Source organism: Micromonospora sp. U56 (assembly GCF_018070095.1).
Taxonomy (GTDB): Bacteria; Actinomycetota; Actinomycetes; order Mycobacteriales; family Micromonosporaceae; genus Micromonospora; species Micromonospora purpureochromogenes.
Genome location: NZ_JAGPYL010000169.1, coordinates 1 through 11,045, shown reverse-complemented (window position 1 = coordinate 11,045; position 11,045 = coordinate 1). Strand labels below are relative to the sequence as shown.

Sequence of the window (11,045 nt, the reverse complement as noted above, 5' to 3'; positions counted from 1 at the left end):
TCGTGGTGGTGGCGCCCGAGTAGATCTGCACATCCTGGGCGTCGGTCGGCACCGGCTGCACCTTGATGGTCGGGTCGATGACCACCGGGAACACCCGCGCCGGATCGGCCAGCCAGCCGGCGTCGGCGGACAACGTGACGGTGGTCTGCCCGTACATCTGCTGCACCCGCTGGCTGACCTTGTCGCTCCACACCTTGCCGTGCGGGGACGACTTGTCGTCCTTCGCGTCGTACATGAACGGCGCCGGCATCACGAAAGCCGGCTCGCCACCGCCGCGCGGTACGAAGGCGATCGAGCCGTCCGCACGCTGCTGCGCGGTCAGGCCGGCGGTGTCCAGCGTGAAGGTGTACGACACCGGCCCGGTCGGGGCGCGGTGCAGGACGATCTTCTCCTTGAGCGCGGTGGAGGTGACGTCGTAGACGACGTCGGCGCCGCCGGCGAGCCCCGGGTAGGTGACCGTGGAGCCGGAGACCTTCGGCGTCACAGCCTTCGCACCGCCGGCCAGGCCCAGCTCGATGCTCCGGCCGTCCTTCTCGAAACGGGCCAGCTCCTTGGAGCTGTCACCGAAGAGGCTGGTAAAGGTGTTGGTCCGGTTGCCCTGAACGTACCCCTTGTCCTTGGCCGGTCGGACCGTGGTGTCGATGGTCTGGAACTTGCCCTTGGCGTCCTTGTAGTGCAGCGGCACCATTGAGATCTCGGCCTGCGTCCGACCGTCCGAGAGCTCATAAACCTTGCCGTTGGCGGTCCGCTTGCCGGTCAGTTCCTTGACCCGCTTCTGCGGCGGCCAGTTCTTCGCCGGCGGCGGCTTCTCGTTCACCGCCAGCCCGGCGCTGACCACCTCCGGCCTGGCCTTGCGCGGCCCACCGTCGACCAGGTCCCGCGCGGCGTTACCCAGCTTCGAGAAGAAGCCGTCGTCCTCCTCGGCCTTCGCCACCGGGACGGCACCGCCGCGCTGGTCGTCCGGCACCTCCATCCAGCCCACCGTGGCCACCAACGCCAGCACCAGTCCCCCGACAAGGGGACCTCGTGATCGTCTCTTCACCGTTACCCTCCGGTCCTCTACAGACACGTCGGGTGGAGGCTAGGAACGATCGATACCCGGGCCGCTATCGCTGAGGTATCGCCCGGTGACAGTGCGCTGGTGCGCGCGACGGAACGAGCCCCCGGCGTGGGCGCCGGGGGCTCGCGGGGTGATCGAGGGCTAGTAGCGGCCCAGGTTCTGCACCGGGCACATGACGATGCGCGGCGAGCGGGCCGGGTCGAGCCATTTCAGCACCGAGACCAGGTTGGCGTGGGACATGCTCACGCAGCCCGCGGTGGCGTTGCCGCCGGAGGTGCTGTACTCGTGCAGGAAGATCCCGCTGCCCTTCCCGGGGACGGGCGCGGCCACGTTCGGCGACATGTTGTACGTGATCACCGCGAAGTGTGTGTACGCCGGCTTCTCCGTCCACAGCGCCTCGCTCCAGCCACCCGGGTTGGTGGTGGTGTGCTGGAACGTGTTGTACGCCGGCGAGTCCGGGTTCTCGTTCCACCAGTCGTACTGCACGACCTGGTGGTAGGGGTAGCGCACGCCGGGATTCGCGCCGATGCCGTACATGGTCGGGCCGAACGAGTAGACCCCGGTGGGGGTGTTGGGCACGCCCTCCAGGTGGTTGTCACTGAAGCCCTTCGAGCCGATCCGGGCCGGCAGCGGCGCCGACACCGCCACCCAGTGGCCGTTGACCTTGTGGAACGTCTCCAGGGTGGCGTAGGTGGTGCTGTAGCCGTCGCCGGTCACGACGACCACCTGCGTGGTCGCGGCGGGCAGGGTGGTCAACCGGGAGGCCCGGTTGGGCGGCGGGATCGGCTTCGCCCGGCCCGTCGTCGTCCCGACGGGGCCACCGGCGATAGGAGTTGGTTCCATTCGCCAGATGATCGCATCCCGGCCGTCTTCCCGGTGTCCCGGAAATGGTGACGGATCTCGTCGCACAATTTCGGCGGGTCGATGTAACGCGGGAGAGGCTCGCGACGCTTTCTCTTTCCGGTGGAGAAGAGGATCGACGCGTAAACAGTTCTGGTGGCGGGTCAGGACCGGGTCCGCAACTCCCCGGCCCTGACCACCAGCCGTCCGGTGTGGTAGCGGAATCGCCGCTGCGAGCACGGCGGGCGTGGCACGCCGCCCACGCCGGGCTCAGCACGGCGAGCCGGCCCGCCTGCACTCAGCTCCACGGTGCCCAACTACCGGACTTCGGTGCGTTCCCGACTCACCCCGAAGAGCCGTGAACGCGCGCCCAGGTTAGGCATCCGGCCGCCGCTCGGACAAGCATTCCGGGCCTCCGCTGAATGTGATTGATGCCAATCCTGAAATGCGGCATGTCCGCGTAACGCGGCTACCCGGGTTGACGCTGTTTCTCCTCGAAGCGACCTGTCCGGCCAGGGGCCGTCCGGCCGACGGAGAGCGCTCCCGCCGCGGCGGCGCCGGCGATGAGCGCGAGGGCCGCCAGGTGCAGCAGCCGGACCCCGGCGGGAGCGGGCACGGTGGCCGCCGGCAGCAGCGGCAGCACCGTCGCCCCGGCGGCGGTGACCGGCAGGGCCACTGCCCAGAAGACGGCGGGCCGCGCCGGCGGCGCGGGCGGTCGTACCCCTTGGAAGATCTCACCCCGGCGGGCCGCCCGCAGCGCCAGGGCGACCACCACGACGCCGCCGACGGCGGTGCTGACCAGGTCCGAGAAGAACCACCAGTACATGCCCGTGTGCGCGTGGAAGTCCTCGATCCCGACCAGGCGCAGCCAGCGCTCGGTGTGCGTGGCCCGGTCCCAGAGCACGTGACTGGCCGCGCCGATCAGCGCCGAGCAGACCGTGACCTGCCAGGGGTGCCGGACCGCGCCGAGGGCGGCGTGATCCCGCCAGGCGAAGAGCCGGTCGCCGGGCAGGTGCACCGCGATCCCGGCCACCGTGCGGCGGATGATCCAGGCGTAGGCCAGCGCGACGGGCAGGCCCCACCAGAGCACCCCGCCCGCGGTGTGGGTGTGCACGCCCAGCTCGATCCCGGTGCCGGTGAACAGGTAGGCGACGTCCGGCGACACCGCGCCGGTGGCCAGCGCGACCCCGTCGAACCAGCGCGGTCGCCACAGCTTGAGCGGCAGCACCGGCGCCAGGTGCGAGGGGAACGTCAGGGGCACCTACCGGACGTTACCGGCCGGCGCGTGATCAGAAGTGCCGAAGCAGGTCGGTGAACTCCGCCAGGCGCAGCACGCCCTCGTCGGCCGGGTCGAGTTCGTCGTGCTCCAGCACCCAGGTGTTGTCGTTCGGGATGAACACCGCGTTCATGCCCGCGGCCCGGGCGGGCAGGATGTCGGACTTCGGAGAGTTGCCGATCATCCAGGCGCGGGCCGGATCGAAGCCGTGCTCGCGGGCCAGCCAGCGGTAGGTGTCGACGTCCTTCTCCATCACGATGTGCGCGGCGTCGAAGTGGTGCAGCAGCCCGCAGGCGTCGAGCTTGCGCTGCTGCTCCTCCCGGTCACCCTTGGTCAGCAGCAGCAGGTCGTACCGGCCGGCGAGGGCGTCCAGCGTGTCGGCGACGCCGGGCATCAGCTCCACCTGGTGGGCGACGAGCGCGGCGGCCAGCTCGTCGATCTCCCGGCGCTCCCGCTCGGTGGCGGGCCGCTCGCGCAGCCGCTCCAGGCACTCGCCGAGGCTGCGCAGGAAGACCTTGCTGCCGTACCCGTGGGCCACCGCGTTGGCGCGTTCGATGTCGTCCAGCACCGCCCGGATCTGCGCCCGGTCCAGCGTCGGGTGCTCCAGCCAGTCCAGGAAGTCGTCGATCACCCGCTCGAAGACGACGTTGTTCTCCCAGAGCGTGTCGTCGGCGTCGAAGACGAGCACCGCCGCGTCCCGGCGCTGTTCCATCGGTCCCCCTCCCGGTCTGGCGTCCGGGACACGCTACTGCGCGCCGCCGACGAAGGTCATCCGGGTTACGCCGCCGCGTGGCCCCGGCACGCGACCCGCCCGGTCAGGTCGCGGCGAACAGCCCGGCTGCGATCAGCTCCTCCCGCTGCTCCTGGGTCTCCGGTCGCAGCCGACCGCCCCGGGTCAGCATGACCGTGCCGTGCAGGAGGGCCCAGCCGATCTCGGCGAGCGTGTCGGGGTCGCGGCCGGCGGCCAGCGGCGTCAGCGCGGCGCGCAGCTCGGCGAAGGCGGCGCGGGGCGCGCCGGGCGCCGGGTCCCGGCCGAGGGTGAGGTCCGGGGTGTGGGCGAGCATGGCGTCGTACACCTCCGGGTTGGCGTACGCGAAGTCCAGGTACGTCGTCACCACCGCCGGCCAGGCGCCGTCGTCGCCGGCCGCTCCCCGGGCGGCGGCGAGGGCGGCGGCCAGGTCGGCGAAGCCGCGCAGGGCCACGGCGGCCACCAGCGCGGCCGGATCGGGGAAGCGGCGGTACAGGGTCTCGATGTCGACTCCGGTCCGCTCGGCCAGCCGGCGGCGGGTCACCGCCGCCCACCCCTCGGCCTCGGCCAGCCGCCGGGCGGCCGCCACGACCCGGGCCGGCTCGGCCGGCTCGTTCGAACCGGCCGGCTCGGCCGGCTGGTTCGACTCGGCCGGCTCGGCGTCCGGGCCGTCGGTGGGCGACACCCGGTCGATGCTAGCGACGGTCACCTGTGGTCATCGTCCGGTGACGGATTGGCGACTCTCCCCGGCCGGTCAGCGTCGCAGGGTGAGGATGAGGTCCGCGACCAGGGCGGTCCACCCGGTCTGGTGCCAGGCCCCCAGGCCGGCGCCGTTGTCGCCGTGGAAGTACTCGGGGAAGCAGATCAGGTCCCGCCAGTCGGGGTGGGTCTGGAAGAGCTGGGCGGCGCCGTAGATCGGCCGCCGCCCCCAGTCGTCCCGGGTGAACAGCGAGATCAGCCGGGCCGACAGGTCGTCGGCGATCTCGTCGAGGGTGCACTTGCGCCCGGAGCGGGTCGGGTACTCCACCTGGAGGTCGTCGCCGAAGAACGCGGCGTAGTCGCGCAGCGCGCTGATCAGCAGGAAGTTGGTCGGCATCCAGATCGGTCCGCGCCAGTTGGAGTTGCCGCCGAACAGGCCGCTGGTCGACTCGGCCGGCTCGTACCCGACGGCGAACTCCTGCCCGCCGAGGGTCACCGAGAAGGGCTTGTCCAGGTGGGCGCGGCTCAGCGTGCGCAGGCCGTAGTCGGAGAGGAACTCGTCGGGGTCCAGCATCCGGGCGAGCAGCCGGACCACCTGCTCCGGGCCGACCATGGAGAGCAGCCGCTGCTGGCGGCCGTCCGGGCCGAGCCGGCGGGCGCCGATCACGTCGACGTACTCGGGGCGGTGGGTGAGGAACCAGCGCAGCCGGGCGCCCAGCTCGGGCAGGCGTTGCAGGGTCTTCGCGGTGAGCCGGGTGGTGGCGGCCAGCGGCAGCAGCCCGACCACCGAACGCACCCGCAGCGGCACCTGGCTGCCGTCGGCCAGCCGCAGCACGTCGTAGAAGAAGGCGTCCTCGTCGTCCCAGAGCCCCTGCGAGTACGCGGCCGCCGCGATGTACGCGAAGTGCTCGAAGAACTTGGTGGCGGTGTCGACGTAGGCGTGGTCGTGCTCGGCCAGCACGATGGCCATGTCCAGCAGGTTGAGCGCGTACATCGCCATCCAGCCGGTGCCGTCGGACTGCTCCAGCACCCCGGCCACCGGCAGCGCGGCGGACCGGTCGAACGGGCCGACGTTGTCCAGCCCGAGGAAGCCGCCCTCGAAGACGTTGTTGCCGCCGGTGTCCTTGCGGTTGACCCACCAGGTGAAGTTGAGCAGCAGCTTGTGCATCACCCGGGCCAGGAACTCGTGGTCCCGCCCACCGTCGATCTCGAACACCTTCAACGCCGCCCAGGCGTGCACCGGCGGGTTGACGTCGCCGAAGGCCCACTCGTACGCCGGGATCTGCCCGTTGGGGTGCAGGTACCACTCGCGGAGCAGGAGCAGCAGCTGGTCCTTGGCGAAGCCCGGGTCGACCCGGGCGATGCTGACGCAGTGGAAGGCCAGGTCCCAGGCGGCGTACCAGGGGTACTCCCAGGGGTCGGGCATGGAGAACACGTCGAAGCTGTTCATGTGCCACCAGGCGCTGTTGCGCCCGTGCCGGCGACCGGCCGGCGGCGGCACGGAGCCGGGATCGCCCTCCAGCCACCGCTTGACGTCGAAGTGGTAGAACTGCTTGCCCCACATCAGCCCGGCGATGGCCTGCCGGGCGATCAGGGCCTCGTCGGCGCTGGCCGCCGCCGGGATGACCCCGGCGAAGAACCGGTTGGCCTCGGCCCGGCGGGCCCAGAGCACCGCGTCGAAGCCGTCGCGCAGGTCCGCCGGGGGCGGCGGGGCGGTGCCGGGCGGCGGGGCGGTGCGGGTCAGCCGCAGCCGGATCTGCCGCTGGCCGCCGGCGGGCACGTCGAGGACGTAGTGCAGCGCCCCCTTCGTCCCCTCCCGCGCCGGGTTGACCGTGGCGGCGCCGGTCACGACGTGGTCGTTGATGCCGTCCTTCGGGTACGGCGACCGCCCCGGCAGCCCCCAGAGCCGCTCGGCGTTCGTGTCGTTGTCGCAGAGCAGCGGGGTCGGCGCGCCGTCGCCCTCCAGCAGGACCTGGCCCAGCACCCAGTGCTCACCGACCAGCCGGGAGCCCTCGCCGACCAGCCGGGGCACCCGGTCGGCGCCGGGCAGCCCCCAGGCCCAGGTGTTGCGGAAGAACAGGTGCGGCAGCACGTGCAGGGTGGCCGCCTCGTCGCCCCGGTTGGCGACCGTGACGAGGATGCACATGTCGGTCGGGGACGCCTTGGCGTAGTCGACGGTCACCGCCCAGTACCGGTCGTCGTCGAAGATCCCGGTGTCGACCAGCTCGTACTCGGTGTCGTCCCGCGCGCGCAGCGCGTTGACCGCGACCAGCTCGTCGTACGGGAAGGCGGCCTGCGGGTAGTGGTAGCGCCAGCGCATCCAGGAGTGGGTGGGCGTGGAGTCCTCGTACCACCAGTACTCCTTGACGTCCTCGCCGTGGTTGCCGCCGTCGCCGCCGAGGCCGAACATCCGCTCCTTGAGGATCGGGTCGACCCCGTTCCAGAGCGCGAGGGAGAAGCAGAAGGTCTGCCGGTCGTCGCAGACGCCCGCCATGCCGTCCTCGTTCCACCGGTAGGCTCTGGACCGCGCGTGGTCGTGGGGAAAGTAGTCCCACGCCGTACCGTGCTCGCTGTAGTCCTCCCGTACCGTCCCCCACGCCCGCTCGGACAGATAGGGACCCCATGCGCGCCAGTCCTGCTCCCGGGCGTCGGCCTGGGCCAGCCGGAGCCGCTCGGCGTCGGGGGACGGTGCGTCGGAGGACGAGGAGTCGGTGAACACGTGCACATCTTCGACGCCGCCCGGGTACTTCACCACAAGGGCCATTGTCGTCGTGGCGCGTCACACCTCGCGGCCGCAGGAGGAAAGTAGTTGATCGAGATCGGTTTCGGTCCGCAGGTCTGCGGCGAGCTGGCCGGCGGGGCGACCCGGGAGTGGCTGGTCACCGACGGCCTGGGCGGGTACGCGATGGGCACGGTCAGCGGGTTGCGCACCCGGCGCTACCACGGCCTGCTGGTGGTGGCCGGCGAGACGCCGGCGTCCCGCCGCGTGGGACTGGTGAGCCTCGACCCGGCGGTGACCCTGCCCGCCGGGGCGCGGGTCCGACTCGGCGCGCACGAGTGGTCCTCGGGCGTGGTCGACCCGCGCGGCTTCGAGCTGCTGGAGCGCTTCGAGCTGGTCGACGGGCTGCCGCGCTGGCGCTGGCGGATCGGCGACGTGGTGATCGAGCGGGAGCTGGCGATGACCCACGGCCGCCCCGGCGTGGCGGTGGTGCACCGGCTGGTCGCCGGCGGCCCGGTCCGGCTGGAGCTCTCGGCGGCCTGCACCTGGCGGGACGCGCACGGCGAGCGCCGCGCGGACGGCCCGGCGCCCCGGATGGAGCCGGTCGACGGCGGCGCGGTGGTGGAGGGCTCGTTCCGGCTGGCCGGACCGGACTGGACGCCCGAGGGGCAGTGGTGGCTCGGCGTGCACCACCGCGAGGAGGCCGCGCGCGGGCTGCACCCGGAGGAGGACCTCTGGCACGCGGGCCGCTTCGCCGGCGCGCTGGACCGCCCCGGGGACACGGTGTCGGTGCTGGCCTGGGCCGGTGACCTCGCCGACGAGCCGCCGCCGGCGACCGAGGTGGTCGCGGCGGCCCGGCGGCGGCACCGGGCGGTGGTGGCGGCGGCGAAGCCGGCCGACCCGGTCGAGGCCACCCTCGCCCTGGCCGCGGACGCGTTCGTGGTGCGCACCGGCGCCGGGCCCGACGTGGTGGCCGGCTACCCCTGGTTCGGGGCCTGGTCGCGGGACACGATGACCTCGTACGAGGGGCTGTTCCTGTGCACCGGGCGGGCCGACGAGGGGCGGGCGCTGCTCCGCTCGTACGGGGCCACGCTGTCGGAGGGGATGTTGGCGAACACGGCCGACACCGGGCGGGTGGAGTACAACACCGTCGACGCGACGCTGTGGTTCCTGCACGCGGTGAGCCGGCACGTCACGCTCACCGGCGACACCGACCTGGGCGACGAGTTGCTGCCGGCGCTGCACGCGGTGGTCGAGGCGCACCTGGCCGGCACCCGGTACGGCATCGCGGTCGACCCGGCCGACGGCCTGCTCACCCAGGGCGGCACCCCGGGCACCGCGCTGACCTGGATGGACGCGCGGGTCTACGGAGTGCCGGTGACGCCACGCACCGGCAAGCCGGTCGAGGTCAACGCGCTCTGGGTCAACGGCCTGGCCGGCCTGGCCGAGCTGACCGAGCTGGCCGGTCGGGACGCGGCCGAGCTGTGGCGGCTGCACGCCCGGGCCCGGGAGGCGTTCGGCAAGCGGTTCCCGTCGCCGGCCGGCTGGCTGCACGACGTGGTGGACGCGCCGGCGCCGGCCTATCCGCTGGGCGGGGCGGCGTACCACGACGACGACCTGCTGCGCCCCAACCAGCTGCTGGCCTGGTCCCTGCCGTACGCCCCGCTGGAGCCGGACCCGGCGGTGCTGCGCCGGGTGGCGGCCGGGCTCTTCACCCCGCTCGGCCCGCGCAGCCTCTCCCCCGACTCCCCGGACTTCGCCGCCCGGCACCGGGGCGGGCCGGCCGAGCGGGACACCGCCTACCACCAGGGGACCGTCTGGCCGTGGTTGATCGGACCGTTCGTCGACGCGTACCGGAAGGCCGGCCTGCCCACGGATGACCTTTTGGTCGGGCTTGAAGGTCATTTGGGGGATTATGGCCTAGGATCGGTGAGCGAGACGGCCGAGGGCAACCCCCCGCACACCGCGACCGGCTGCCCGTTCCAGGCGTGGTCGGTGGCCGAGCTGCTGCGGGTCCGCCGGCCCCGCTAAACAGGCGTTACAAACCGGCAACGACGGCGTCTCCGCTGGTTATCCAGCGATCGGCAGGATGGTCCCCGACCCAGGCGAGACGGCGGGCACCCGGTGGGGTGCCTTCCGCCGCACGTACGGGGGACAACTCAAAGGGGGCTTCATGTCACCTGACGCCGACGTGATCGACATCCACCCCGCCCGACACCAACGGGTGCTGATCCTCTCCTGGGAATATCCGCCCGTGCTCGTCGGTGGACTCGGCCGGCACGTGCACGCGCTCTCGGTGGCCCTGGCCGCCGCCGGGCACGAGGTCACCGTCGTCACCCGGCACGCCGAGGGCGCGCCCCTGGAGGAGTACGCCGACGGCGTGCGCGTGCTGCGCGCCGCCGAGGATCCGGTGACCTTCCCGCTGGCCACCGGCTCCCTGCTGGCCTGGACGATGGCCTTCAACCACACCCTGACCCGCACCGCGCTGCGCGCCGCCGAGTCCGGCGACTACGACGTGGTCCACGCCCACGACTGGCTCGTCGCGCACACCGCGATCACCCTCGCCGAGCACCTCGACCTACCCCTGGTCACCACCATCCACGCCACCGAGGCCGGCCGGCACCAGGGCTGGCTGCCGGAGGAGATGAACCGCACCATCCACGGCGTCGAGCACTGGCTCAGCAACGCCTCCGCCCGGGTGATCGCCTGCTCGGGTTACATGCGCGACCAGGTCACCCGGCTCTTCGAGGTGCCGGCGGGACGGGTCGACGTGGTGCCCAACGGCGTCGACGACCGGGCCTGGCACGCCCGTCCCCGGGCGGTCGCCTCGGCCCGCGCCCGGTTCGCCGGGCACGGCCCCCTGGTCGGCTACGCCGGCCGACTGGTCTACGAGAAGGGCGTCCAGCACCTGGTGCACGCGGCGCCGCACCTGCGCCGGCGACACCCCGGGCTGCGGGTGGTGATCGCCGGCGACGGGCCGTACCGGGAGGAGCTGGTGGACCAGACGCGGCGGCTCGACCTGGGCGACACCGTCCGCTTCGCCGGCTTCATGGACGCCACCCAGCTCCCGGCGGTGCTGGCCGCCACCGACGCGACCGTGGTGCCGAGCCTCTACGAGCCGTTCGGCATGGTGGCCCTCGAAGCCGCGGCGGCCGGCGCGCCGCTGGCGGTGGCCAGCACCGGCGGGCTGGCCGAGATCGTCGAGCCTGGTGTCACCGGGGTGACCTTCCCGCACAGCGACCCGGACGCCCTCGCCGGCGCGGTGGACCAGCTCCTCGCCGACGAGGTCTTCGCCCGCCGGGTGGCCCGCCGCGCCCGGACCATGGTCAGCCGGCGGTACGGCTGGGCGACCATCGCGGCCCGCACCGCGGACAGCTATGCCGCCGCCCGGCGCGACCACGGCACCTTCCAGGCCCGGCGGGCCACCACGCTGCTGGCCGGCGGGCGGCCCCGCATCGCCATCCCCGAGGGAAACCTGCTGGCGATGGACGGGGCGGCCTGCTGAACCGCCCGATCCCGACGACGGATAGGTCTCCCCCGATCCATTGGCTACCAAGATGCGGGCCAGTGCTCCGCCCTTTAGGGCAAGGCCATGAAGTTAGGGCGTTGGGCCTGATGTCAAGGGCTGTTTGAGCATGATGGAGGGTGCTGGTAAAGAGGCAGCGGGACTCCGGTAGAACGGCTTGTCGACCAAGACCAGCCA

The 11,045-nt window shown here is 72.6% G+C and carries 8 protein-coding genes; 2 read left to right on the top strand and 6 right to left on the bottom strand.

Annotated elements, in window-relative coordinates:
- The 6 genes from KBX37_RS31555 to KBX37_RS31530 all read right to left on the bottom strand — a co-directional run.
- Window positions 1-1,042: hypothetical protein (locus tag KBX37_RS31555; protein WP_210779499.1), on the bottom strand; the 1,042-nt coding region annotated here is incomplete at its 3' end.
- A gap of 159 nt (window positions 1,043-1,201) precedes the next feature.
- A complete protein-coding gene (locus KBX37_RS31550) occupies window positions 1,202-1,903 on the bottom strand; it encodes a L,D-transpeptidase (RefSeq protein ID WP_210779498.1) in 702 nt (233 codons plus the stop codon).
- A 466-nt stretch (window positions 1,904-2,369) separates the two neighbouring features.
- Window positions 2,370-3,161 carry a DUF4184 family protein gene (locus KBX37_RS31545; protein WP_210779497.1) on the bottom strand — a complete coding sequence of 264 codons (792 nt, stop codon included), beginning with the start codon at window positions 3,159-3,161 and terminating at the stop codon, window positions 2,370-2,372.
- A 28-nt stretch (window positions 3,162-3,189) separates the two neighbouring features.
- Window positions 3,190-3,888 (bottom strand): HAD family hydrolase, encoded by a 699-nt coding sequence (locus KBX37_RS31540; RefSeq protein WP_210779496.1) that lies wholly within the window; start codon window positions 3,886-3,888, stop codon window positions 3,190-3,192.
- Between the two features lie 103 nt (window positions 3,889-3,991).
- A complete protein-coding gene (locus tag KBX37_RS35750; RefSeq protein WP_307849287.1) occupies window positions 3,992-4,633 on the bottom strand; it encodes a TetR-like C-terminal domain-containing protein in 642 nt (213 codons plus the stop codon).
- 45 nt (window positions 4,634-4,678) lie between these two features.
- Window positions 4,679-7,387: a glucosidase gene (locus KBX37_RS31530; protein ID WP_210779495.1), complete on the bottom strand. Its 2,709-nt coding sequence runs from the start codon at window positions 7,385-7,387 to the stop codon at window positions 4,679-4,681.
- A gap of 45 nt (window positions 7,388-7,432) precedes the next feature.
- Between KBX37_RS31530 and KBX37_RS31525 the strand changes: the two genes are divergently transcribed.
- A complete protein-coding gene (locus tag KBX37_RS31525; protein WP_210779494.1) occupies window positions 7,433-9,373 on the top strand; it encodes an amylo-alpha-1,6-glucosidase in 1,941 nt (646 codons plus the stop codon).
- A 142-nt stretch (window positions 9,374-9,515) separates the two neighbouring features.
- Complete coding sequence (locus tag KBX37_RS31520) at window positions 9,516-10,847, top strand: glycosyltransferase family 4 protein (protein WP_210779493.1); 1,332 nt, start codon at window positions 9,516-9,518, stop codon at window positions 10,845-10,847.
- Window positions 10,848-11,045 lie beyond the last annotated feature (198 nt).

Coding starts and splice junctions, on each gene's coding strand:
- KBX37_RS31550 (WP_210779498.1), bottom strand. CDS start 1,903: ATGGAACCAACTCCTATCGCCGGTGGCCCCGTCGGGACGACGACGGGC.
- KBX37_RS31540 (WP_210779496.1), bottom strand. CDS start 3,888: ATGGAACAGCGCCGGGACGCGGCGGTGCTCGTCTTCGACGCCGACGAC.
- KBX37_RS31530 (WP_210779495.1), bottom strand. CDS start 7,387: ATGGCCCTTGTGGTGAAGTACCCGGGCGGCGTCGAAGATGTGCACGTG.
- KBX37_RS31520 (WP_210779493.1), top strand. CDS start 9,516: ATGTCACCTGACGCCGACGTGATCGACATCCACCCCGCCCGACACCAA.